This is a genomic window from Emticicia sp. C21 (assembly GCF_003418935.1).
In the GTDB taxonomy this organism is placed as follows: Bacteria; Bacteroidota; Bacteroidia; order Cytophagales; family Spirosomataceae; genus Emticicia.
In genome coordinates this window covers 244,040-268,793 of the sequence record NZ_QVMT01000004.1, presented here as the reverse complement: position 1 = coordinate 268,793, position 24,754 = coordinate 244,040, and the positions used below count along the sequence as shown (strand labels likewise).

Below are 24,754 nucleotides of genomic sequence, written 5' to 3'. Positions count from 1 at the left end.
CGCTCCGAAGTCTCTTCCTTTATCATAATTTTTTCCGATGGAAAACGAGTTTTTCAAAAACAGATTAAATATCACCCGCAGACACTTTCTAAGCAAGTCGGCGGTAGGTTTAGGTAGTATGGCATTAGGATCATTATTGATGCCCAATTTATTTTCAGGTGGAGAAGAAAACCTGGCGCAATTGCCTTTGGGTTTGCCACATTTTGCACCTAAAGCCAAACGCATTATTTATCTGTTTCAGAATGGAGCTCCTTCTCAATTAGAGACTTTCGACTATAAACCGTTATTGAATAAAATGGCAGGAGAAGACCTGCCGGAATCAATCAGAGGGACACAAAGATTGACGGGTATGACTGCCAATCAGACTAAATTTCCTTTGATAGGCTCTTACTTTGGTTTTAAGCAATATGGTCAATCAGGTGCATGGGTAAGTGATATGCTACCAAATATGGCCAAGATTGTTGATGACCTTTGTATCATTAAAACCATGAATACAGAAGCCATCAACCATGACCCTGCACTAACCTTTATTCAAACCGGAGCACAGATTGGTAATCGTCCAAGTATGGGTGCATGGATGAGTTATGGATTAGGAAGCGAAAACAAAAACCTACCTGCTTTCTGTGTATTGCTCTCCCGTGGTCGTGGGAATGGTCAGGGAGTTTATTCTAAACTCTGGACTAACGGCTTCTTAGACTCAACGCATCAGGGTGTAGTGTTCAGTAGTGGAGAAGACCCGATTCTCTACCTGAAAGATATTGATGGCATTGATAAAGATTCGCGCCGCAGAATGTTAGATAAGCTATCAGAACTCAACCATTTAGGTTTTGAAACAAGTGGCGACCCAGAAGTGCAGGCCAAAGTTCAACAATATGAAATGGCATACCGCATGCAAACGGCTGTACCCGAACTGACAGATCTTTCGAAAGAACCTGACCATATCGTAAAAATGTATGGCCCTGAATGTCTGGTGCCGGGTACTTATCAAGCCAATGTATTGTTGGCAAGAAAACTATCTGAGTCAGGCGTGCGTTTTGTACAACTATATCACCAGGGATGGGATCAGCACGGCAATCTCCCTAACGAAATGCCATTGCAGGCCGAAGACGTAGACCGCTCATCTGCCGCTTTGATTATAGATTTGAAACAAAGAGGTTTATTAGACGAAACCTTAGTAATATGGGGTGGAGAATTTGGCAGAACTAACTATTGTCAGGGTACTTTTACCAAAGATAATTACGGAAGAGACCATCACCCAAGAGCCTATACCATCTGGATGGCCGGTGGCGGTGTAAAACCAGGGATTGTATATGGAGAAACCGATGAATTTGGCTATAACGTAATCAAAGATCCTGTGCATATCAATGACTTTCATGCGACTGTCATGCACCTGATGGGCTTAAATCATGAGCAACTAACTTATAAACACTTAGGTAGAAGATACAGACTGACTGACGTAGCAGGTAAATTAGTACCCGGCATTATAGCGTAGCGGCTTAGCCTTGAACGCAGTCTCAAACCACCTATTGCACCCTAAACACATCAATGAATCGTTTTTTCAAAGTTTGCTCGTATCTTTTACTGGTGGGCAATATTCTCTTATTATTTTTACTCTTGTTTGAAGAGCGGGTCAGAATACCTGTCTGGATTAGTCCGTTCGGTCGATTGCATCCTGCCCTTTTACATCTTCCAATTGGATTTTCAGTCATTCTGGTTATATTCTTATTCTTTAAAAAAGAATTTGAGCCTAAAAGCTACACCTTCTTTGTAAAATTGCTTCTGATTATTACCGCTCTCACCTCATGCCTCACGGCTCTGATGGGTTTCTTTTTATCAAAAGAAGGCGGATACGATGCCAGATTGTTACAATGGCATAAATGGACTGGGGTAGGTGTCAGCATATTTACTTATGCGCTTACCTGGTTTTATGAAGAACTATCGCAGAAAGCCAGAACCATGCAGTTGCTTTCTGCCGGAGGATTAATACTCTTTATTTTAGCCGGACATTTTGGAGCTGCCATCACCCACGGCGAAAACTATGTTTTTGAAGCCCTGGAAACAAAAGAAAAAGTAGCAAGCTTTTCACAGGATAGCAGTCTATATCAGGCAGCTATCATGCCTATACTGGAGAAGAAATGTATGAGTTGCCACAATGACCAGAAGGTAAAAGGAGAGCTCAATATGAGTAGTATTGCCAAAATTCTGAAAGGCGGCAAGCATGGGGCTTTATGGAAAGCAGGTGACACCACAAGTCTTCTATTACAACGTGTCTATTTACCAGAAGAGAAAAAGGAACATATGCCACCAAAAGGCAAAGAGCAATTGACCATTGAAGAAATTGCTTTACTAACAGCCTGGATTAAAGAGGGGGCAGATATGAAGAAAGCGGTTAAAAATTATGTACCTCTTTCCAAAGCGAAAGCATTGGCATTTAAAGTATCGGGAAGCCAGGGAACAGAAAGAGTGTATGAGTTCCCGGAAGCATCTGAAAGTGTTTTGGCGGAAGTAAACACGCCTTTTTGTGTCGTAAATCCTCTGGCTAATGGCTCACCGGCTTTGGAAGCAGAATTTTTTGTGAGTAAGAAATTCGACCGTAAATCATTAGAGAATCTGGCAAAGGTAAAAGACCAATTGGTAGAATTGAGCCTGGCAAAAATGCCTGTGCAGGATGCTGACATAGCTTTAATTGCCAAATTCCCGAATCTTGAAAAACTGAATCTGAATCAGACTGATATTACTGGCGCTACCTTAGACCAACTGGCTCAATGCAAGCATTTAAGCTCAGTGGCACTATCAGGCACTAAAATAAACAAAGAGAAATTGCAGAAACTGATGGCACATCCTGCTTTATCAGAGGTTTTTGTATGGAACACTGCCTTAGATTCAATAGCTATACAGGAACTTTCTAAAAAATATCCAAAAGTAGTAATTGATGCAGGATACAAATCCAACCCAAATGAAATTCTGAAACTGAATCCGCCGATTCTGGTAAACGAAGAATTTATTCTGAAAAAGAATGCCCCTATTGAATTGAAGCATACCCTCAAAAACGTGCAGATTCATTATACTTTAGATGGCAAAGACCCTGATTCAACTACACAAACCATTTATACCAAGCCTTTAACAGTCGATAATTATACCCGCATCAAAGCAATGGTAACCAAAGATGGTTGGCGAGCAAGCGGTAAAGTAGATTATACCTTCTTCAAATCAGGCTTTGTGGCAGATACAGCTATTCTATTGTCCGAGCCAAAACCTCAATACAGAGGTAAAGGAGCCAAAAGCTTGATAGATTTAAAGAAGGGACCAAATGATAATCACGGTGATGCCGCCTGGTTAGGTTATCAGGAAAAAGATTTTGTTAGCTTAATTGCATTTAAGAAACCTACGCCAATTACTACTGTAACCATTGCCTACCTACAAAGAATAGGCTCCCACATTATGCCACCTGCCTCAGTTGAAGTATGGGGTGGCAATACTGAAGCAGATCTGAAAAAATTGCAGAGAGTAATTCCGGTACAACCTGCAAAAATGGAAGATAAAGCTAATCTGGGAATTAATATACCTATTAAAGCTGATTCATATAAAGTCTTGAAAGTAATAGTAAAGCCTCTACCAAAACTACCAAAATGGCATTCAGACAAAGGCAAACCGGGTTGGTTCTTTGTTGATGAGATACTTTTTAATTAAATGAGTGATTGTGAATTTTTGTAGAGACGTATTGCAATACGTCTCCATTGGCTTGTGAACGCAGAAATAATTAACCATTATAATTAGACTTTGTGCAAGAATATGTTTATTAGATAGGATAGACCCTTGAGACGTATTGCAATACGTCTCTACTTAAACTCCTCAATTCCCATGCAAATCTCCAGACGTTCATTCCTACTCACTGGCATTGGCTCATTGGCTTTCACAATGAAAAAGCCGGAGGTAATGACCATCAACGGTTGGATAGATGCCTCCCAAATGGGCAAAACCCTGATACATGAACATTTTCTGGTCGATTTTATAGGGGCAGATAAAACAAGCGTAAATCGTTGGGATAAGGAGAAAGTGATTACCAAAGTATTGCCTTATTTGTTAGAAGTAAAAGCACTAGGTATAAAAACTATTTTTGATTGTACCCCTGATTTTCTGGGTAGAGACGTTGAGCTATTAAAATTATTAGCCAAAAGAAGCGGTTTACAGATATTGACCAATACAGGCTATTACGGAGCTGTCAACAATAAATACCTACCAAAATGGGCGTTTACAGAAACGGCTGAACAATTAGCTGAGCGATGGATTAAAGAATTCAAAGATGGAATTGAAGGAACTAATGTAAAGCCGGGATTCATCAAAATAGGGATAGATAGTGGTTCAACCCTGAGTGAAATACACCAAAAGTTAGTAAAAGCCGCCGGACTTACGCATTTAGCGACAGGACTCACCATTTGTTCTCATACAGGACCTGCCCATATCGCCTTTGAAGAAATAGAAATATTAAAAAATATAGGCGTAAGCCCTTCTGCTTTTGTATGGGTACATGCACAATCAGAAAATAACAAAGCGGAACATACCAAAGCTGCCCGAATGGGTACATGGGTAAGTTTAGATGGAATAGGCTGGGGAGATTTTCAAACCTATACCGATTCGATTGATTTAATGAAATCAAACGGGGTTTTGAATCGTCTACTGATTTCGCATGATGCCGGATGGTATAAACCTGATGAACCAAATGGAGGTGATTTTAAAGGCTATACTAATATCTTCAAAGAGCTGATGCCATTGCTCAAACAAAAAGGATTTACGGACGCCGATTTTGAACAGATTTTAGTACATAATCCGGCTGATGCATTTGCCATTAGGGTTCGAAAAAACTAATTATCTTCTTAATAACCCACCGCTTTATCTTTCTTAAATGGCTTGCCTGACCAGGCTTTTTGTTGTGTCCATTCGGCATCAGCATCTGCCCAGAATGGGTCTGTTGCAGGTAAACCTAAAGGCAAAAATCCAAGTGTTGTCAGATACATGCTCCCCGCATTAGAATAAGAGTCAGCAATACCCGGTTGATGCCCTGCAAAACCTAAGCTTAACCAACCTGCTTTATCAAAAACGCCCTCCTGCCCAAACATTCGTTTCATAACAGCTGTTAAGGCACTTCTTACCTGTGCAGGCATGACACCCTTTGGCAATTGATGCAATAGTGCCGTATGAGTCAATGCCTGAAAAGCGCCTAAACGATAAGTAATACTTCGTCCAAAAGGAGGGAAACTGCCCTCCGGAGAAATCAATCGCTCCAGAAAATCAGCCTGTCGCTGCATTCTTTTCACGGCTTTTATATACTGGTCTTCCAGATTCTGATTTTTCTTGTCTGGGGATTGTTTTTGATGTACTTTCAGCATCGTATCCAAAACATCTACAATCATAGGGTGAATAACAAATGAATTATAATAATCCATATGAAAAACCTCTCCGTCTTTAAACCAGCCGTCACCTATATACCAATCCTCAATTTTTCTTAACCCAAATTCAATCCTGAAACGGTCGGCATCTTCTCCGATAGATAATAAAAATGCCTCTACAATTGCCGCAAATAACAGCCAGTTATTGTTAGGTGGCACAACCCTTCTCAATAACCTGAATTCTTCTATTACCCGCTTTTTAGTAGTTTCATCCAAAGGTTTCCAAAGCATATCAGGCGCTTTTAGGAAACTTTGGGCTAAAAAGGCTGCATCAACCAAAGTTTGTCCCTCTTTTCTCCACAACATATAATCCGGATTAGCAGGGTCAACGCTATTCTGAATACTTTTGAGCGCATAGTTCCTTAACTGTTTGCGTAGCTTGCCTTCCTCTGACTCATCATCAGGTAAAGCCAACCAAGGAGCAACACCCACCATTGTGCGGGCGAATCCTTCCAGATAGGCTACTTTGGCATTTCTATTATCCCAAATAGGACTGTATTCTACCGGCCAGTTCTTTTGTAAGGTACTTTCGCTTAGATTTTTTAAGACAGGCTCTGCAATTTTGTAGAGGAGTTTTGCCCAATAGAGCCGGGTATCGTCTGGTGCAGGGGTTGTGGTGGCATTAACATTCGCAGGTGCTGTAATAACAGCAAGCCCTGCCAATGTATTTTTCTGAATAAAATCTCTTCGGTTCATGGTTAAGACATAATTTCCCGTGAATTTAGGTCTAAAACTACTTGCGAGCAATCATGTTACATAAAAACCGGGAAATTAGGTGAAAGAAACTATGAGGTTATCTCAATTTCATCTCCATGTTTATTCAGGAAATGGAATTCAGTAATACCAATAGAAGAGTCTTTAGTAAGTGTTACCCAGGTACGGTACTTAAAGAACCACCTCATTTGTTTAGAGATAAGCCCTTCGCGATAATAAGCATATACAAATGGGTGAAGAATAATACTGATACCACTCTCATTCTGTTTTGAGAGGATATAGTCAAGGTTATTTTCAATCAAATCGGTAATGACGATACTTGCCTGAATCGTTCCGGTACCACCACAGGTAGGGCAGGTTTCACGGGTGACAATATTCATTTCTGGGCGAACACGCTGGCGGGTAATCTGTAGTAATCCAAATTTAGAAATAGGCAGAATGGTGTATTTCGACCGGTCGCCCTTCATTTCTTCTTTCATTGCTTCCTGAATCAAACGACGATTCTCGTTTTTCTTCATATCAATGAAATCGATTACTATGATACCGCCCATATCACGCATGCGCAACTGACGGGCAATCTCTTTAGCTGCTTCTAGGTTAACTGTCAGCGCTGTCGATTCTTGATCACTCTCCTGCGTAGATTTATTACCACTATTGACATCAATCACGTGGAGTGCTTCGGTATGCTCAATAATCAGGTAACCGCCACCAGACAAACTAACCGAACGGCCAAATAGCGATTTGATTTGTTTTTCTATACCATACTGTTCAAAAAGCTTGTTTTTGCCAGTATGAAGCTTGAGAATCTTTTCTTTATCAGGGGCAATGGTATGTAAAAAGCTCTTGACTCCATCAAAATTTTCTTTAGAATCTACATAAATATTGTCGAAATCATCATTCAACATATCTCTTAGAATCGAAGAAGCTCTGTCCATTTCGCTGATGATGCGGTCGCGGGGCTTAGCATCACGCAGGGTTTTCATACCCGACTCCCATTTATCTACACAAAAATCAATATCTCTTTTCAACTCATCTAAATCTTTCCCTTCTGCCACAGTCCTTACAATCACCCCAAAGTTTTCAGGTTTGATAGAAGACACTAACTTGTGTAAACGCTGACGCTCTTGTTTATTGGTAATTTTCTTAGAGATATTCACAGAGGTGCCGAAAGGTACCAATACGATATTACGCCCTGCAATAGATATATCGCAAGACAAACGCGGACCTTTGGTAGAGATAGGCTCCTTAACAACTTGTACAAGAATAGGGGTATTCTTAGTAACAACATCGTTTATCTTACCTAATTTGTCTATATCTTTTTCTAACTGAAAACCTTTTAAACGAAGATTGACCGGACGTTTAGCAATAACGTCTTTAACAAACTTGCTAAGAGAATTGTAAGAAATGATTTCGTTGTAGTGCAGAAATCCGTCTTTGTCGTAGCCAACGTCTACAAAGGCAGCGTTGTTGCCCTGTACGACTTTCTTAACTACACCCAAATAGATATCTCCGACGGAAAACTGGTGCTCCGTCTCATCAAAGTGATACTCAAGCAGCCTTTTGTCTTGTACGAGGGCTATTCTATCACCTTTCTGTGTGGTACTGATATATAATTCGTTGCTCAAAATTGAGGTAGAATCAAGAGGTTGTTAGATATTGTTTTGGCTAAATTGATGGTATATTAATAGCCATAAGTGCAACAGATTAGAACTTATGGCTATCATATGTAAGAAAGATTATTTTTTCTTATGACGATTTTTTCTAAGACGTTTCTTTCTTTTGTGAGTCGACATCTTGTGTCTTTTTCTTTTCTTTCCGCAAGGCATAATTGTAATTGATTATAAACCCCTAATCCATAAGAGGCATTTAATAAAAATTATTTCCGTATATTTTCCCTATCCTTTACAGATTGGGCGACCGTCGCCCGGTCTTTTTATCGAACCGCAAAGTTAATGAATTATTTTATACTCTCCAAAGTCTTGTTGAGTTCTTCTAATAAAGTCGGTTCTTTTACTTTTTGTTTCAAATCAAGCAATATTTTTTTTGCCTGCTCTTTTTCGCCTAATTCCAGCAAACTATAGCCTAATCCAAACTGTGCATTGACATTGTTCGGGTTGATTCTCAGCACTTGTCTGAAACGGTCTGCCGCCTTGGTATATTGGTTCGATTGCATCGACAATACCCCCATATTCATCAAAGCAGGTTCAAAATTTGGTTCTTCTGCCAATACCTCTCTCAACATTGCAATGGCCTGCATCGGGGAGTCAGTCTGTACATAAGTCATGGCTAAATTTGTCTTAGCCTGCAATTGTCTTGGGCTCTTCTCCAATACTTTATTATAGGCTGCACGGGTTTTTCCTGCCAGATGTTCAACATTTTCAGGTTTTAAAGCCAAAGTAAAAGCCTGGTAATAAGCATCTCCGGCTCTTAGCCAGTGCTCAGTAGTAGGTTGTGCTAAAGCAATTTTTTCTACGTACACGGCTGCGCTGTCAAAACGATTTGCTTTAGCAAATGCTTCTGCTATTTCGTTATAAACAGGTATTTTATCAGAGGCAGTCGCTAATTTTTGCTTTAGTGCACCAATTTGTTTCTCTTCCTCAGGTGAAAGTTTCGGTGCCTGTGTAGTGATATCTCCTTTAGCGTTATTTGATGCAGCAGCCTTAGTGTCAGCCACTTGGTCACGATTGGCCTTAGATTCATTTTTTACAACTACTTTTGGTCGATAATAAAGAAAGCCCGTCAGGGCTATCGCTACTATAATTAATATCAATGAGTGTCGTTTCATAGTGAGATTTTTAATCATGGATAGCACTGGGCTATCCATGATCGGGCAATGAGATTATTTCACGTTCGTTTTTACTTGTTCCGTAAATTCTTTGGCTGGTTTAAAGCCCGGAACAGAGTGAGCAGGAACGGTAACCGTAGTTTTAGCAGAAATGTTACGAGCTTTTTTAGCAGCTCTTCTTTTGTTTACAAAACTTCCGAAACCTCTAACATAGACAGCATCGCCTTGTGCTAATGTGTCTTTTACTGTGTCAAAAAATGCCTCAAGTGTAGATGATACACTTGCTTTGTCCACGCCAGTCTTGTCGGCAATAGCTGAAATTACTTCTGCTTTAGTCACGATCGTAACGTTTTTTTAAGAGTGATAATATGATTTTTTACCAAAACTACTATTGAATTGAAAGGACGTAAAAAACTAATTTAGAAGCTCTCAAGTTTTATTAATTCAACATACCCAAACTCTTTGGTTTTATTTTGGGTTTGCAAAGATATGAGTTTTAAGAATACATTGCCAAAAAGATTTTAATATTTTTTTGCATAATCACTTAATAATTAATGAGTTATGTATTTTTTAATGGCAATTTAATGTTTTGAGAGAAGAAAAAATAAGAGATTATTAAGAAAACTTCGATAAAAATTGGAAAGACAAACGTTTTCCGAAGTACTTCAAAACTGGTATCATCGGAACAAAAGAGATTTACCCTGGAGAAATACCAAAGACCCTTATAAGATTTGGTTATCGGAAGTAATCCTACAACAAACCCGTGTGGTGCAGGGTATGCCTTACTACAATAAATTTGTTGAAAAATACCCCACAATCATAGATTTAGCTAATGCTGACGATAACGATGTATTGCGCCTATGGCAGGGCTTGGGCTACTATTCGAGGGCAAGAAATATGCACCAGACCGCTAAAATCATTGCCAATGAGCTACATGGAACGTTTCCAAATACTTATGTCGGATTAGTAAAACTGAAAGGAATAGGCCCTTATACAGCTGCAGCAATTGCTTCTTTCGCCTTTGATGAAAAAGTAGCCGTAGTGGATGGGAATGTATACAGAGTATTAGCAAGATTATTCGACATAGAAACAGATATATCAAGCCACGAAGCCAAAAAAGTATTCAATGATTTAGCCAATGAATTAATTTCATATAAGACTCCGGGTACACATAACCAGGCCATGATGGAATTTGGCGCAACTTATTGTACTCCGGCTAATCCCGGCTGTATGTTCTGTATCTTTCATTACGATTGCGAAGCAAATGCTAAAGGTAAACAAGCCGTTTTGCCTGTAAAATCGAAAAAAGTAAAGGTGAGGAAACGCTATTTCGATTATTTCGTGATTGAGCAATCAGGAAAACTGATGATGGCTAAGCGAGGAGCTAAGGATATATGGGAGGGTCTCTATGACTTTTATCTGGTAGAAAGTCAAGACAGTTTACTAGAGATAGAAGCAACAGATAATGATTTTCTGCTGGATATTTTGCCTGTCTCTACCATTAAAAATACATCAGAAATTTACAAGCACGTATTGACGCATCAAACCATAGAAGTAAGATTCTGGCATATAGTAATCAATGAAGATAAAGGCATACAAATACCATTAGATTACGACTTTTATACATGGACAGAAGTGGAAGATTTACCCAAACCTATTCTGATTGAGAAATATCTTAAGAAGCATTATATCGAGTTTCAGTCTTAGCCTCAGAGTAAATATCTTTTTATCAGGGAGTTGCCCAAGGTAAATATAACTACCTCTATGAAAATCTGTGCAAAACCGATTTCCGGTCGCTCAGGGCAACTCCGTGGTAAAACCTTTTTCGAAAATGCTCGTTTACTTACCTCGATTCAAATGACTATGCTTAGCGCTATAAGCCAAATAAATAATTATACCAATTACGCTCCACACCAATAACCTTAGCCAGGTAGCTTTATCCAGACTAAACATCAGCATTACATTGAAAATAATCCCAAAAGAGGCTATTAATGTTAAATACTTTAGCTTAAATGGCCTATGCAAATCAGGCTGCCTTTTTCTTAGAACCAAGACCGCAGCACAAATCATGGCAAAGGCAAATAATGTACCGATGCTTGTCATTTTGGAAGCTTTTTCGATAGGTGTAAGCGCCGCTACCACAGAAGCAACTCCGCCAACCAGTATCGTACTTTTCCAGGGCGTTTTATAGATTGGATGAATGGCAGCAAAGTATTTGGGTGGTAATAGCCCATCTTTAGCCATATTCAGAAAGATTCTGGTTTGTGAGAGTAACATCACTAACATCACTGATATTAATCCGATTACTGCCGCAATGATAATCAGACCCGATGCCCAATGAAGCCCTACTTCACTAAAAGCAGAAGCCACAGGAGCACCCAAATCAAGATTTTTATAGTTGACCATACCCGTTAAAACCAGCGAAACAAGCACATATAAGAGTGTGCAACAGATTAAAGAAACAATAATAGCAAAAGGAATATCTTTGGTGGGATTGATAGCTTCCTGCGATTGAGTGGATACGGCATCAAAGCCTATAAAGGCAAAAAAGACAATACCTGCGGCAGTTAATACTCCCGAAATGCCATAGTGAGATTCACCATTCGCATCAACTACTTTTTCAGGAATATATGGCTGCCAATTCGTTTCTTTTATATAAAAAGCACCCACAACAATGACAAACAAAACTGCAAGAACTTTGATAGTAACAATCAGATTATTGGTCTTGGCCGACTCTTTAATACCTTTCACTAAGATGTAAGTTACCACCCAGGTTATCAGCATAGCCGGAAGATTGATTGAAAAAGCTGGAGCTGCTATGCCATTTAAGATAGCTTCTTCTCTGGCACTGATAGGGTCGTTGAGTAGCCAGGCGGGTATACCATCAATATTGAATAGGTTTAGCAATTTTACAAAATATTTAGACCAGCTAACCGCCACAGTTGTAGCACCCATCAGGTATTCCAATATAAGATTCCAGCCAATAAACCAGGCAAAAAACTCTCCGATAGTACCATAAGAATAAGCATAGGCAGAACCCGAAACAGGTAATATACTGGCAAATTCGGCATAACATAAACCGGCAAACAGACAGCCAATACCTGCCAGTATGAATGAGATGGTTAAGGCAGGGCCTGCGTACAAATTGGCCGCTACGCCTGTCAGTACAAAAATACCTCCGCCAATAACAGCACCTACACCAATGGCGGTCAATTCCCATTTCCCAAGTACTCGTTTTAATTCGCTATTGTTCAGGTCATTTTTATAAGCACTTAATGGCTTTTTTCTGAAATATTTTTCGAAAGACATAAAATAGAAGTATTGTTAGGATTATGGTTTGAAGCTTAGGAAATATTTACTCATGCAATTTATTTCTGCATATATCAGATTTTAGTTTGGTTAACTCACCAAGCAATCGGGTTTCTTTTACGAGATGCGCTTTGCCAATGGCTTCTGCCATTTTTACCACAGCAAAATTGAGTGTCTCTATCTCAGTGGCCCTTTTGTTAAGAATGTCCTGATAAGAAGAGATAAGTTGTCCATCAGAAAACTTGCTGATTATGAGAAGATTTTCTAATACTTCCTGCGAAGACAATTCAATGCTATAACCATTAGCTATCTGAATGCATTCTTCGATAATTCTTTTAGCAATGGCGAGTACATCAGAATCCCGGTGAAATACACCATTGTCTACTTCAATTAATGGACAAACAGAGTTAAAGACACAATTAATAATAGCTTTTTTCCAGATGATTTTTTGAATATTTTCATCTGCTTTGAATGGGAAAAGGTCAGTATTCAGGCATTTTACGATATTAAGTAATTCGCTTTTATCACCTTTAATGGCTCCTACAGCGGAGGGTGAAACAGGTTTGAAACTAACCTTATTTTCATCAAATACCTGACTGGTGATAAAGAGTACACATCTATAAATTTTGGGAAATTGGTTTTCAATAAAAATATCTTCTACACCCAACCCATTTTGTAAGATGACTATCGGAGAGTTTCCTGTCTTCCCTTTCAATAAGTCCGATATCTGCTTATTACCGTAAGATTTATTCGTCAGAATAATAAGCCCATCCAGTTTTTCGAAATGATTGAGAGAAGAAATTTTTATTGTTGCTGAAACTTCGTCAGCATTATTTAATAGGAGACTTAGATTTTCTTCATGTTCTTCCGATTTCTGTACTGTAGCTCTCAATAGTACTACATGCCTATTAGCAGATTTTAGCGTAATAGCCAATGCTTTCCCAATAGCACCTGCACCTACTATATAAATATTCGCTTGATTCTCCATTTACCTATGATGCCATCTTATAATTTTATTGGCTGGGCAAAATTCTGCATTAGAACTTTATCATAACAGATGCAGTTTTGTTATTTTCGACCATAGCAGTTATGACAAATAAAAGGAGTAGCGAAGAGTTTTTGTATGAGCGGATTGCCATTGTAATTGAGCAGCAGATTTTAAAAGGTATCCTTAAAGTCGGGGAGAAGATACCTTCTTTGCGCACTATTTGTCGGGAATATGGTGTCAGTCAGAGTACTGCTTTGCAGGCCTATTATTTCTTGGAAAGTAAAGCTCTTATTGAAGCCAGACCACAATCAGGATATTTTGTATGTAAATCTCCCGGAAAAATATTGGGTGTTCCTGTTGTGAGCAATCCATCGGAACATCTCCTTGAGGGAACAATTGATAGCCTCGTATCAAGGGTTTATGATAATTTAGGGGATAATGAAAAGCATATCCCACTTTCGCTGGGATTACCTGCTAATGAATGGTTACCCATTGCTAAATTAAACAAAAGCCTTATGCAAGCCATGAGGCAGATGGAAGGGAGTGGTATACCTTTGGCGCATCCACAGGGTAGTGAAAAACTACGCAAGCAAATTGCGCGGTGGGCTTTTGCTATGGAAGCAAATCTGAATCCTGATAATATTATTATTACAAGCGGCTGCCTGAATGCTATTTCTTATTGTATGATGGCGCTTACAGAACCGGGAGATACAATAATACTTGAAAGCCCTATCTCTTTCGGTATGATACAGGTAGCACAAAGTTTAAGGTTGAATATAGTAGAACTCCCATGCCATGCCGAAACTGGAATTGACCTGAATGTTCTGGAGGATAACTTACGTAAAACACCCATTAAACTCATCTTAATGATTACAAATTTTAGTAATCCTCTGGGAAGTTGCATGCCTGATGAAAATAAGAAGTCCCTGGTAGAACTGCTTGAAAGATACAATGTGCCCTTGATTGAAAACGATATCAATGCGGATGTATATTTCGGGAATCAACGTCCGAAATCATGTAAAACATTTGATAAAACAGGATTGGTACTCTGGTGTGGTTCAGTTTCAAAGAGCCTTGCTCCGGGCTATCGGGTAGGTTGGGTTGAACCGGGTCGGTTTAAAGCGCAGGTACTAAAGAAAAAACTCTGTCATGCTATTACCTCAACAAGCATAACAGAAGAAGCTATTGCCATATTTTTAGAAAATGGCAGATACGAAACACATTTACGAAAACTGAGAAACACTACTTATTTGAATTACCTGCAATACATTAAGGCCGTTAATGAATTTTTCCCCGAGGGCACTAAGGCAAGCCGCCCAAGGGGTGGGTTTGTGCTTTGGTTGGAACTGGATAAAAGCATTGATACTGTTATACTCTATGAGCAAGCTATTAAACAGAAAATAAGTATCGCTCCGGGTAAGATGTTTACTTTACGAAATCAGTTCAATAATTGTATAAGACTGAATTTTGGGCTTAACTGGAACGACCAGACTGCTCATTCATTAAAAATACTTGGACAAATTGCCAAAGGATTAATAAGATAATTAGTAAGAGCGATAGATAAAATTTTATAAAAGTCATTAATTGTAGCCTATTAAGAAGTAGCCTTTTTCTCTATTTTATTAAAAATAGAGAAACCATCAGGACACCTGAAAAAAGCACGATAAAAAGCCCCAGAAATCCGCGAAAAATTTAAAAGTTTTAATAAAAATCCAATAAATTCTTTGTATATTTGTTTATTATCAAAACGTCAATATTTCAAACATTTTATAAAAATGGCTGGTGTAAACAAAGCGATTATATTAGGAAGATTAGGGTCAGACCCTGAAGTCCGCACACTTCCGAGCGGTGGTAAAGTGGTAAACTTTAGCATTGCTACTTCAGAAAACTATACAAACAGAAACGGAGAGAAAGTAGAGCAAACAGAATGGCATCGCATTGAGTTATGGGAAACCCTGGCAAATGTTGCTGAGCAATATTTGAAAAAAGGTGACATGGCTTATGTTGAGGGCAGAATTCGTACAGAAAAATGGACAGACCAGAACGGTCAGGAGCGATATACGCAAAAAATCAGAGGTACTGCTTTGCAATTAGTAGGAGGTAGAAGTAATGCAGTAGAAGAAAACGAATCGGTTTCATCTTATGGTAACAATAGCAGCGGGGGTGGCTACGCACCAAAATCAGCACCGGTTCCAACCCCTCCGCCCATTGAAATGGCCGGAAACAGTGGCGATGATTTGCCTTTTTGATAGATTTGATATATTAAAAAGTGTAGGGGTTCAGAATTCTGAACCCCTACACTTTTTATACAACATTTATACCCGCTCAATCTTCTCTTTCAATTGCATCATCTCGTCTCTGAATCTGGCAGCCTCTAAGAAATCAAGCTCTTTGGCGGCGCGTTCCATTTTTCTCTGAGTTTCTTCCATTAGTTTTTCCAATTGCCCTTTGTTCATATAACCAACTACCGGATCTGCAGCAATATTAACTTCCTGTGGTTCCAGATAATAGGTTTTAGTACTTGGCTTACTATCCGCAATAGAAGTTTGTTCCATAATAGCCTCTTTGCTTTTGAATACAGTCTTAGGTGTAATTCCGTTGGCTTCGTTATAAGCCATTTGTATTCCACGACGGCGATTCGTTTCTTCAATTGCTTTAACCATCGAGCCCGTAATCGTATCCGCATACATCAAAACCTTACCATTTTCATTCCGAGCCGCACGACCAATGGTTTGAATCAAAGAACGAATATCACGCAAGAAACCTTCTTTATCGGCATCCATAATGGCCACTAATGATACCTCAGGCAAGTCGAGCCCCTCTCTTAATAAGTTAACACCTACTAATACATCAAATACCCCAAGCCTTAACTCCCGCAGAATTTCGACACGTTCAAAGGTTTTTACTTCTGAATGTATATAACGACCTTTGATACCGACTTTATCTAAAAATTTGCTAAGTTCCTCCGCCATTCTCTTCGTAAGGGTTGTGACCAGTACACGTTCCTTACGCTCTACCCGAATATGAATTTCCTCCAATAAATCATCAATCTGATTGATACTTGGTCTTACCTCAATTTCAGGGTCAAGTAATCCCGTCGGGCGGATAATCTGTTCCACTACTACACCTTCTGTTCTTCTGATTTCGTAGTCGGCAGGGGTGGCACTTACAAAAATAGTTTGGCCCACCAATTCTTCAAACTCCTGAAATTTCAATGGGCGGTTATCCATCGCTGATGGTAATCGGAAACCATACTCCACTAATGATTCTTTACGAGATCGGTCACCGCCCCACATGGCCCGAATCTGAGGCATAGAAGCATGGCTTTCATCAACCACCAACAGAAAATCCTGTGGAAAATAATCTAATAAACAGAATGGACGTTGGCCGGGTAATCGTCTGTCAAAATATCTTGAATAGTTCTCAATGCCTGAGCAATAGCCTAACTCGCGCATCATTTCCAGATCAAACTCCGTACGTTCCTGTATACGTTGCGCTTCCATCACGCGGCCATCAGACTCAAAATATTTAATCTGTTTCACCAGTTCGTCCTGTATTTCATGAATGGCATTATGCATTACATCCCGACCCGTTACAAATAAGTTGGCGGGGAAAATAGCAATCTGCTTTTCAGACGATAATTTCTTTCCGTTGTTCGGGTCAATCCGTTGAATCTCTTCTATTTCATCACCGAAGAAGATAAAGCGATAGGCAAAGTCGGCATAGCTTGGATATAAATCAACCGTATCGCCTTTCACTCTGAAATTACCACGGGTAAATTCAGCTTCGGTACGTGAATATAAAATCTCAACCAGTTTATAAAGGAACTGATTTCGGCTAAAATTCTGCCCCACTTTCACCTGAATAATGCTTTGCTGCATTTCATGCGGATTTCCCGCACCATAAATACAGGAAACCGAAGCCACCACAATTACATCCCGACGACCTGATAACAAAGAAGAAACGGTTGAAAGTCTAAGCTTATCAATCTCCTCATTAATCAAAAGGTCTTTTTCAATATAAGTATTAGTGGTAGCGATGTATGCTTCCGGCTGATAGTAATCGTAATAACTGATAAAATATTCCACCGCATTTTCAGGAAAGAACTGCTTGAATTCTCCATATAATTGGGCAGCTAAAGTTTTGTTGTGGCTTAGTATCAGAACGGGCCGATCCAATTGAGCAATTACATTGGCAACCGTAAAGGTTTTACCCGAACCTGTAACACCCAGTAAAACCTGGGTTTCATCTCCATTTTTAATTCCCTGTACCAGTTTTTCAATAGCTTGCGGTTGGTCGCCAGTAGGTTTATAATTCGAAGTGAGTTTGTATTGCATATGGTAAGAGTCTTTGTAATAAGCCTATCAAACAAAAACAAAAGTTTAGTAGTTATAGTTTCGTATTTTCTAACAAAAACGACCATGAAAAACCTCTCCATTCTACTTTTTTTAAGTACGACTTTTGCGTTTGGTCAGTACAACACTTTTTACTTATCTCCGTCCAATCCTGTTATTAATCCCGGGCAAAGTGTTAACCTGGCAGCTACCGGATGCGCTGGTAGTGTTAGCTGGTCAACAGGCCAGATAGGTACAAGCATTACAGTTTTTCCAACGGTTACAACCAAGATTTCGGCTAACTGTAGCACAAGTGGTGTAGGTCAGTCAAATAATGAAGTAATTGTAGAAGTAAGGTATTGTTCGGGAAGCACTCCGGAGAATATTACGGTAAACAGTGGGCTTTCAGGAGGTACACACGTTTTCGAAGCTAAGAATAGTGTAACAGGAACCAGCTTTATTAATGCCAATACAAATGTACATTTTAAGGCAGGCAAAGGGGTAGCCTTGAACACAGGTTTTGAAGCAAAACCGGGTAGTATTTTTAAGGCAACGATTGAACCTTGTAATGATACTTCATATTTAGCTACCCGTCGGGTAGCTAATAAACTTAATTTCCCCTGGGAGATTTTATGGGGGCCTGATAACTTTATCTGGATGACAGAAAGAGGAGGGAAAGTTAGTCGCGTTAATCCACAAACCGGACAGATAACCTCTTTGCTCACAATTCCGGATGTGCTGGTTTATGGTGAGGGTGGCTTATTAGGCATGGTACTTCACCCTGATTTCAGCAACAATCCTTATGTATATATAGTATATAACTACGGTACGACCTCAGCACCAGAAGAGAAAGTGGTCAGATATACTTATAATGGTGCCACATTAATAAGCCCGCTGATTATATTAGACAATATACTCGGAAGCCGTAATCATAATGGCAGCCGCCTCGTCATTACGCCTGATTTGAAATTATTTATTACTACTGGGGATGCTGAAAATACAAGCCTGCCACAGGATACTACTTCCATAAACGGGAAAATTCTAAGAATAAACCTTGACGGGACTATTCCGGCGGATAATCCTTATGCGGGTAGTCCGGTGTGGAGTATCGGGCACCGTAATCCACAAGGAATGGTATATGCAAATAGTAAATTGTATGTAAGCTCGCATGGAGCATCAAGAGAAGATGAGATAAATCTGATTCAGAAAAGAGGTAATTATGGCTGGGTTAATGTAGAGGGTCCTTGTGATACTCCTGCGGAAATAACATTCTGTAATAATAATAATGTCATTCTTCCAATTTTCTCTTCTGGTGGGGTAACATGGGCTTTCTGCGGCTTAGATTACTATAATCATAGTGCTTATCCGGCATGGCAAAATAATCTGCTGATGGTCTCTCTGAAAAACCAGACCTTTTATAGTTTTCAATTAAGCAATGATGGAAACAGTATTGTCGGACAACCAACCTTGTATTATAATGGTCAGTTCGGGCGTTTGCGAGACATTGCTATATCGCCTGATGGTAAGGTATATATATGCACCAGCAATGGTGGAAATAACGACCAGCTTGTTGAAATAAAGCCTATGGTAAATTAGGATTGTGTAAAAATCAATGTGCAATTCTGCCAGAATTGTGTTTATTTTGCCAAAAAAACATTTTTATGAAGCCAGTTTACAAAGCACACCCTTGGCATGGTATTCCGATTGGAGAAAAAGCCCCTGAAACAGTCACAACATTTATTGAAATTGTACCATCGGATACTATTAAATATGAAATAGACAAAGAATCTGGTTATTTGAAGATAGATCGTCCACAAAAGTATTCTAATATTATTCCTTCTTTGTATGGTTTTATTCCACAAACGTATTGTGGCGAAGAAGTAGCCAAACTGGCCCGCGAACGTGGCTCAGAAAAAGTAACAGAAGGCGATGGTGACCCATTGGATATTTGTGTACTATCAAGCCACCATATTCCACATGGTGATATTCTTTTACAGGCTATTCCGATTGGTGGTTTATGTTTATTAGATAAAGGTGAGGCCGATGACAAAATCATTGCCGTATTAGTAGCTGACCCGATTTATCAGAAATATCATGATATCAGCGAATTGCCTGAGGCTATTCTGGCGAGATTAAAACACTATTTCCTGACTTATAAGAGTTTGCCGGATGAGAAGAATGCCATCGAAATCTCGAATGTATATGGCAGAGAAGGTGCACACGAAGTAATCAGAAAATCAATGATGGATTACCGCGATTTGATTTTTAAACCGATATAAGTATTAGAATTTATCAAACCGAAGAGGTATAACTTTAAAAGAGTTATGCCTCTTTTTGTATATAGATGGAACGATAAAAGTATTATCTTATGTTATCTTATTCGTGCAATTAGCAGGTAAGTGATAGAAATATCATTTTATTATCGTACTTTTGCGCCTTGATTATCAATTAATTACAGCAGTGATGCTGCAAACTCAATGAAAAATACAGACAGACCTCAAAGACCGAGGAAAGACACGAAAGATAAATCTTTCACTTCAGGAGCCGACAAGCGCTCAGACAAAAAAAGTTTTTCGGACGATAAACGTCCTTACGGCGAAAAAAAATCCTCTTCAGTAGCCAGACCGAAAGGTAATTTTCCTAAAAAAGATGGTTTTGAAAGAAGCTTCAGCGAACCTCGTTTCGGTGAAAGACGCCCGTTTGGAGATAAAAAACCATTTACTAACGAACCATCAGAACGCCCATTCGAAAAGAGAGCAGATAAAGGCTCAGATAGTAAACGTCCTTACGGCGAAAAGAAATCGTTTTCAAGCGACCGTCCAGCACGTCCGTATGGTAAAAAAGAGGAGGGCGGCTTTGACAAAAAGCGTCCTTATGGAGACAAGAAATCATTCTTTAGCAATCGCCCGGAACGCCCATTCCAAAAGAGAGACGGAGATAGTTTTGAAAAACGCCCTTATGGTGACAAGAAACCATTCTCTGGCGATCGCCCGGAACGCCCATTTCAAAAGAGAGACGGAGATAGTTTTGAAAAACGCCCTTATGGTGACAAAAAACCATTCTCTGGCGACCGCCCTGCTCGTCCGTTCCAAAAGAGAGATGGAGATAATTTTGAAAAACGTCCTTACGGTGATAAAAAACCTTTTTCAGGTGACCGTCCGGAACGTCCATTTCAAAAAAGAGACGGAGATAATTTTGAAAAACGTCCTTACGGTAATAAAAAAACTTTCTCAGCTGGCAGATCAGAACACTCATTTGAGAAAAGAGACAATGATGGTTTTGAAGAAAAACGTCCTTATGGAAAAGACAAACCTCGTTTTGATAGAAGAGATGATAAACGTGAAGAAAGAGGTTTTGGTAGAAACGCAAAAGTAGAAAAGAGAGAAAATCAGGCTAATTCTTCTCAGGTATCAGCACCGAACTATAATTTAGATAAAATGAAAAGTTCGCTGCCGCCAAGAATACAAAAAAAGGTAGAAAGAGAGGAAAGGGATAAGGATTCTGATGGGTTGATAAGACTAAACCGATATATTTCTAATGCCGGTATTGCTTCCCGTCGTGATGCTGATGAGCTAATTGCTTCAGGTCAGATTACAGTGAATGGGAAAGAAATAACCGAAATGGGTTATAAAGTAAAGCAGGGTGATGTAGTAAAATATGGTAAAAAGATATTGAATCGTGAGAAACTGGTATATCTTCTGCTTAATAAACCAAAAGATTTCATCACAACTACTGAAGACCCGAACGAGCGCAAAACTGTGATGGATCTGGTAGCTAATGCCTGCGAAGAAAGAGTATATCCGGTTGGACGTCTGGATAGAAACACTACTGGTTTATTACTATTAACCAATGATGGTGAACTGGCTGAAAAACTATCTCACCCATCAAACGAAATAAGAAAGATTTATCAGGTAGAATTAGATAAGCCTATCACGACCGAACATTTTGAAGCTATTAAAGCTGGAGTTGAGTTAGAAGATGGTTTGATTAAAGCCGATGATTTAGGACTGGTAACTCCTGATGCTGAAGTAGTAGGCATTGAGATTCATAGCGGTAAAAACCGTATTGTACGTCGTATTTTCGAGCATTTCGGCTATGAAGTCATGAAACTTGACCGCACTACCTATGCAGGCTTGAACAAAAAAGACCTGCCACGTGGTAAGTGGAGATTCCTGACAGAGAAAGAGGTAATCAGATTAAAATACATGATTTAATAGCTTTCAGATAAGTGCCATAACAACCTGTTATGGCACTTTTTATTTAATACCAGTTTAGTAGATTAATGACAACGATTATCTAAAAATTATTACATTTGCAAAAAAGTATTTGCAAAGAATGAATTATAACCTAAGTCAAGTCCCTAAACGTACAGGTAAACCCAGAGAGTCAGGTCTAACGATGGTAATGGATAAAGGGCTGAGTATCAGAGAGGTAGAAGATATGTTATCTATTGCTGCGCCACACATCGACATCGTAAAACTGGGCTGGGCAACTTCCTTCGTAACTCCAAATCTGAAAGATAAGCTGAAAGTTTATAAAGATGCCGGTATTCCTGTTTATTTCGGTGGTACCCTCTTTGAAGCTTTTGTAGCGAGAGACCAGTTTGAAGATTATCTGCGGGTTTTAGACCAGTTTGACTTAGAGCATTGCGAGGTATCAGATGGTTCTATTGAGATTCCACATGATGAAAAATGTGGTTATATTACTCGTTTAGCTACCCGTGCAAAGGTACTTTCGGAAGTAGGTTCAAAAGACGCAGAAAAGATTTTTGCTCCTTATAAATGGATTGAAATGATGCAGGCCGAACTGGACGCTGGTGCGTGGAAAGTAATCGGTGAAGCACGTGAGGGTGGTAATGTTGGGCTATTCCGTAGTAGTGGAGAGGTACGACAAGGATTGGTAGATGAGATTATCCATGCCATTCCGGCTGAGAAAATTATCTGGGAAGCACCTCAAAAATCACAACAGGTATATTTCGTAAAACTGGTAGGCCCGAATGTGAATGTAGGGAATATAGCCCCCAACGAGGTAATTCCATTAGAAACTATTCGTCTGGGGCTAAGAGGAGATACTTTTGGTACTTTCCTGACAGAAAAAACAAAAAAACGCTTCAAATTGGGTAAGTATAGCAACGATAGAAGAATTACTCAGGACGAATAAAGCTTTTTAAATCTCAAACTGACACTATACTCTTCATACAATCCGCTAAGGAAACAAACTTTTATGGAAATCATACATTTTCTCATAGACTTACTCAAAGACCCTTTGCTAACACTACAGGGCTTTCTTGATAAATACGATACATTGACTTACGGCATATTATTCCTGATAATCTTTGTTGAAACAGGATTGATTGTTATGCCCTTATTGCCCGGCGATTCACTACTTTTTGCTACTGGTTTATTAGCTTCTTCTACCGGGAAACTAGACATTACTTTAATAATTCCTTTGTTGATTCTGGCTGCTTTATTAGGCGATAACGTGAATTATTTTATCGGGAAGAATTTTAGTAACTACATCAAATCAAGAGACAAAATACTTTTCCTGAAGCGTTCTTATATTACCCAAACAGAAGAGTTTTATGAAAAAAATGGTGGTAAAACTGTCATTTTAGCCCGTTTTATGCCTATTGTTCGTACCATTGCTCCATTTGTAGCGGGTGCAGGTAGCATGAAATACCCTAAATATATTATGTTCTGCATCTTAGGTGCTATTCTTTGGGTAACAAGTATTACGCTTCTGGGCTATTTCTTAGGTTCCAACCAATGGGTAAAACAGAACTTCGAAAAAGTAGTTTTGGGTATAGTCTTTATTTCGATTGCTCCGATGATATGGGCAGTTATTAAAGCTAAATTTTTGACTAAATAAATGAATATCTACGGACTGATTGGCTATCCTCTGGGTCATTCGTTTTCAAAAAAATATTTTACGGAAAAATTCGCGCAGATGGGCATTGCTGATAACAATGCCTATGAGTTATTTGAGTTGCCTGATATTCAGGCTTTTCCGCAATTAATTGAAAGCCGGCCTAACCTAAAAGGCTTAAATGTGACTATCCCACACAAACAGGCAGTGATGCCTTTTCTGGATGGTTTGGATGCTTCTGCTGAAAAAGTAGGGGCTGTAAATGTGATTAAGATAGGAGAGGGAGGCAAACTGATTGGTTATAATTCTGATTATTATGGCTTCAAGACTTCATTAGAAGAGTTTATTCCTGCCGATGCTGCACTAAAAGCTCTTATACTGGGAAATGGCGGGGCTGCTAAAGCGGTTATAGCCGCACTTAGCGATTTATCAATTCCCTACAAAATAGTTTCGCGTACTAAATCTGCCGATGCTCTTGGTTATGAAGATTTAACTACTGAAATCGGTAATTATCAGTTGATTATTAATTCTTCGCCTGTAGGCACTTACCCTAAAGCAGATATTTGTCCTGATATTCCGTATGAGCAACTGACATCTAATCATTATCTATACGATTTAGTGTATAATCCTGTTCAGACGCTCTTTTTACAAAAAGGAGAAGTACAAGGTGCCAAAACACATAATGGCTTGAAAATGCTACACCTGCAAGCCGAAAAAGCCTGGGAAATCTGGAATTTGTAAGCAACCTTTTGGTGGGGATGAGCATCTTATAGTAAATTAGTTTATTGATATTAGCCTTCCTCTGTAATGAAAACAAAGCTAAACCTCCTGTTAATCTTTCTTTTAGGTATTACCGTTTCAGGTTTTGCCTCTACTGCTGCCTCGGCTGATTTAGAGTATAAGGAGCAAACGATTGATGATAAATTTGCCAAGGTTGAGAAGCTCGAGCAATATCTGGCAGCACATCCAGAAGCTACATTAGAGACCGTAAAGAAAACGAATCCCGAATTATTAAAGGGATTTGACTTGATTGAAACAACTGAAACGAATTTTTCTCCAACCAAAGAAATGCCCATCGTAGGTGGTTTCTGGTGGGGTTGTTGTTTAGGTATTGTAGGTTTAGGCTTAGTATATTTCATTACCGACAATGACAAAGATCAGGTGCGCCAAGCCCTTTGGGGTTGTATCATTGCTACTATACTTTGGAGTGTAGGAGGTCTATGGAATCCATTCGGTTGGTTCTGATAACAGAAAGAACATATACATAATGCAGTAGACGCCACAAAGTTTTCGTACCTTTATGGCGTTTATT

20 protein-coding genes are annotated in these 24,754 nt (G+C 39.2%); 13 read left to right on the top strand and 7 right to left on the bottom strand.

The features are described 5' to 3' along the window. Positions 1-37 precede the first annotated feature (37 nt). From D0T08_RS11650 to D0T08_RS11640, 3 genes are all read left to right on the top strand, one after another. The gene (locus D0T08_RS11650) at positions 38-1,492 is read left to right on the top strand and encodes a DUF1501 domain-containing protein (RefSeq protein WP_116982809.1); all 1,455 of its coding nucleotides are present in this window, start codon (positions 38-40) and stop codon (positions 1,490-1,492) included. A gap of 53 nt (positions 1,493-1,545) precedes the next feature. Beyond that, a complete protein-coding gene (locus tag D0T08_RS11645) occupies positions 1,546-3,690 on the top strand; it encodes an FN3 associated domain-containing protein (RefSeq protein WP_116982808.1) in 2,145 nt (714 codons plus the stop codon). 171 nt (positions 3,691-3,861) lie between these two features. Further along, complete coding sequence (locus D0T08_RS11640; RefSeq protein ID WP_116982807.1) at positions 3,862-4,866, top strand: phosphotriesterase; 1,005 nt, start codon at positions 3,862-3,864, stop codon at positions 4,864-4,866. 8 nt (positions 4,867-4,874) lie between these two features. On the opposite strand, the gene D0T08_RS11635 is transcribed toward D0T08_RS11640, so the two are convergent. The 4 genes from D0T08_RS11635 to D0T08_RS11620 form a co-directional block, all read right to left on the bottom strand. Then, the gene (locus tag D0T08_RS11635) at positions 4,875-6,143 is read right to left on the bottom strand and encodes a DUF2264 domain-containing protein (protein WP_116982806.1); all 1,269 of its coding nucleotides are present in this window, start codon (positions 6,141-6,143) and stop codon (positions 4,875-4,877) included. An 89-nt stretch (positions 6,144-6,232) separates the two neighbouring features. Further along, entirely contained in the window at positions 6,233-7,786 is a 1,554-nt protein-coding gene (locus tag D0T08_RS11630; protein WP_116982805.1) for an Rne/Rng family ribonuclease, read from the bottom strand. Between the two features lie 332 nt (positions 7,787-8,118). Further along, complete coding sequence (locus tag D0T08_RS11625) at positions 8,119-8,946, bottom strand: lipopolysaccharide assembly protein LapB (protein WP_158561247.1); 828 nt, start codon at positions 8,944-8,946, stop codon at positions 8,119-8,121. A gap of 54 nt (positions 8,947-9,000) precedes the next feature. Further along, a complete protein-coding gene (locus tag D0T08_RS11620) occupies positions 9,001-9,285 on the bottom strand; it encodes an HU family DNA-binding protein (RefSeq protein ID WP_116982803.1) in 285 nt (94 codons plus the stop codon). A gap of 297 nt (positions 9,286-9,582) precedes the next feature. On the opposite strand from D0T08_RS11620, the gene mutY reads away from it, so the two are divergent. Next, positions 9,583-10,653, top strand: coding sequence for an A/G-specific adenine glycosylase (gene mutY / locus D0T08_RS11615; RefSeq protein WP_116982802.1), 1,071 nt, complete (start codon positions 9,583-9,585; stop codon positions 10,651-10,653). Positions 10,654-10,785: 132 nt separating this feature from the next. On the opposite strand, the gene D0T08_RS11610 is transcribed toward mutY, so the two are convergent. Together D0T08_RS11610 and D0T08_RS11605 are read right to left on the bottom strand one after the other, a co-directional pair. Continuing rightward, entirely contained in the window at positions 10,786-12,255 is a 1,470-nt protein-coding gene (locus D0T08_RS11610) for an APC family permease (RefSeq protein WP_116982801.1), read from the bottom strand. 46 nt (positions 12,256-12,301) lie between these two features. Further along, positions 12,302-13,243 carry a ketopantoate reductase family protein gene (locus tag D0T08_RS11605; RefSeq protein WP_116982800.1) on the bottom strand — a complete coding sequence of 314 codons (942 nt, stop codon included), beginning with the start codon at positions 13,241-13,243 and terminating at the stop codon, positions 12,302-12,304. Positions 13,244-13,344: 101 nt separating this feature from the next. Between D0T08_RS11605 and D0T08_RS11600 the strand changes: the two genes are divergently transcribed. Together D0T08_RS11600 and ssb are read left to right on the top strand one after the other, a co-directional pair. Further along, entirely contained in the window at positions 13,345-14,787 is a 1,443-nt protein-coding gene (locus D0T08_RS11600; RefSeq protein WP_116982799.1) for a PLP-dependent aminotransferase family protein, read from the top strand. A gap of 231 nt (positions 14,788-15,018) precedes the next feature. Beyond that, entirely contained in the window at positions 15,019-15,492 is a 474-nt protein-coding gene (gene ssb / locus D0T08_RS11595) for a single-stranded DNA-binding protein (protein ID WP_116982798.1), read from the top strand. 66 nt (positions 15,493-15,558) lie between these two features. On the opposite strand, the gene uvrB is transcribed toward ssb, so the two are convergent. After that, the gene (gene uvrB / locus D0T08_RS11590) at positions 15,559-17,580 is read right to left on the bottom strand and encodes an excinuclease ABC subunit UvrB (RefSeq protein WP_116982797.1); all 2,022 of its coding nucleotides are present in this window, start codon (positions 17,578-17,580) and stop codon (positions 15,559-15,561) included. Positions 17,581-17,664: 84 nt separating this feature from the next. Between uvrB and D0T08_RS11585 the strand changes: the two genes are divergently transcribed. From D0T08_RS11585 to D0T08_RS11555, 7 genes are all read left to right on the top strand, one after another. After that, complete coding sequence (locus tag D0T08_RS11585) at positions 17,665-19,173, top strand: sorbosone dehydrogenase family protein (RefSeq protein ID WP_158561246.1); 1,509 nt, start codon at positions 17,665-17,667, stop codon at positions 19,171-19,173. A gap of 65 nt (positions 19,174-19,238) precedes the next feature. Then, positions 19,239-19,856, top strand: coding sequence for an inorganic pyrophosphatase (locus D0T08_RS11580; RefSeq protein ID WP_116982795.1), 618 nt, complete (start codon positions 19,239-19,241; stop codon positions 19,854-19,856). Positions 19,857-20,054: 198 nt separating this feature from the next. After that, positions 20,055-21,791: a pseudouridine synthase gene (locus D0T08_RS11575; protein ID WP_116982794.1), complete on the top strand. Its 1,737-nt coding sequence runs from the start codon at positions 20,055-20,057 to the stop codon at positions 21,789-21,791. 121 nt (positions 21,792-21,912) lie between these two features. Continuing rightward, complete coding sequence (locus D0T08_RS11570) at positions 21,913-22,737, top strand: phosphosulfolactate synthase (protein ID WP_116982793.1); 825 nt, start codon at positions 21,913-21,915, stop codon at positions 22,735-22,737. A gap of 63 nt (positions 22,738-22,800) precedes the next feature. After that, complete coding sequence (locus D0T08_RS11565; protein WP_116982792.1) at positions 22,801-23,445, top strand: VTT domain-containing protein; 645 nt, start codon at positions 22,801-22,803, stop codon at positions 23,443-23,445. Beyond that, positions 23,446-24,183, top strand: coding sequence for a shikimate dehydrogenase (locus D0T08_RS11560; RefSeq protein WP_116982791.1), 738 nt, complete (start codon positions 23,446-23,448; stop codon positions 24,181-24,183). Positions 24,184-24,249: 66 nt separating this feature from the next. After that, entirely contained in the window at positions 24,250-24,687 is a 438-nt protein-coding gene (locus tag D0T08_RS11555; protein WP_116982790.1) for a hypothetical protein, read from the top strand. Positions 24,688-24,754 lie beyond the last annotated feature (67 nt).

Coding starts and splice junctions, on each gene's coding strand:
- D0T08_RS11580 (WP_116982795.1), top strand. CDS start 19,239: ATGAAGCCAGTTTACAAAGCACACCCTTGGCATGGTATTCCGATTGGA.
- D0T08_RS11575 (WP_116982794.1), top strand. CDS start 20,055: ATGAAAAATACAGACAGACCTCAAAGACCGAGGAAAGACACGAAAGAT.
- uvrB (WP_116982797.1), bottom strand. CDS start 17,580: ATGCAATACAAACTCACTTCGAATTATAAACCTACTGGCGACCAACCG.
- D0T08_RS11650 (WP_116982809.1), top strand. CDS start 38: ATGGAAAACGAGTTTTTCAAAAACAGATTAAATATCACCCGCAGACAC.
- D0T08_RS11560 (WP_116982791.1), top strand. CDS start 23,446: ATGAATATCTACGGACTGATTGGCTATCCTCTGGGTCATTCGTTTTCA.
- D0T08_RS11570 (WP_116982793.1), top strand. CDS start 21,913: ATGAATTATAACCTAAGTCAAGTCCCTAAACGTACAGGTAAACCCAGA.
- D0T08_RS11635 (WP_116982806.1), bottom strand. CDS start 6,143: ATGAACCGAAGAGATTTTATTCAGAAAAATACATTGGCAGGGCTTGCT.
- D0T08_RS11610 (WP_116982801.1), bottom strand. CDS start 12,255: ATGTCTTTCGAAAAATATTTCAGAAAAAAGCCATTAAGTGCTTATAAA.
- D0T08_RS11600 (WP_116982799.1), top strand. CDS start 13,345: ATGACAAATAAAAGGAGTAGCGAAGAGTTTTTGTATGAGCGGATTGCC.
- D0T08_RS11605 (WP_116982800.1), bottom strand. CDS start 13,243: ATGGAGAATCAAGCGAATATTTATATAGTAGGTGCAGGTGCTATTGGG.
- D0T08_RS11565 (WP_116982792.1), top strand. CDS start 22,801: ATGGAAATCATACATTTTCTCATAGACTTACTCAAAGACCCTTTGCTA.
- D0T08_RS11640 (WP_116982807.1), top strand. CDS start 3,862: ATGCAAATCTCCAGACGTTCATTCCTACTCACTGGCATTGGCTCATTG.
- ssb (WP_116982798.1), top strand. CDS start 15,019: ATGGCTGGTGTAAACAAAGCGATTATATTAGGAAGATTAGGGTCAGAC.
- D0T08_RS11555 (WP_116982790.1), top strand. CDS start 24,250: ATGAAAACAAAGCTAAACCTCCTGTTAATCTTTCTTTTAGGTATTACC.
- D0T08_RS11645 (WP_116982808.1), top strand. CDS start 1,546: ATGAATCGTTTTTTCAAAGTTTGCTCGTATCTTTTACTGGTGGGCAAT.
- D0T08_RS11625 (WP_158561247.1), bottom strand. CDS start 8,946: ATGAAACGACACTCATTGATATTAATTATAGTAGCGATAGCCCTGACG.
- D0T08_RS11585 (WP_158561246.1), top strand. CDS start 17,665: ATGAAAAACCTCTCCATTCTACTTTTTTTAAGTACGACTTTTGCGTTT.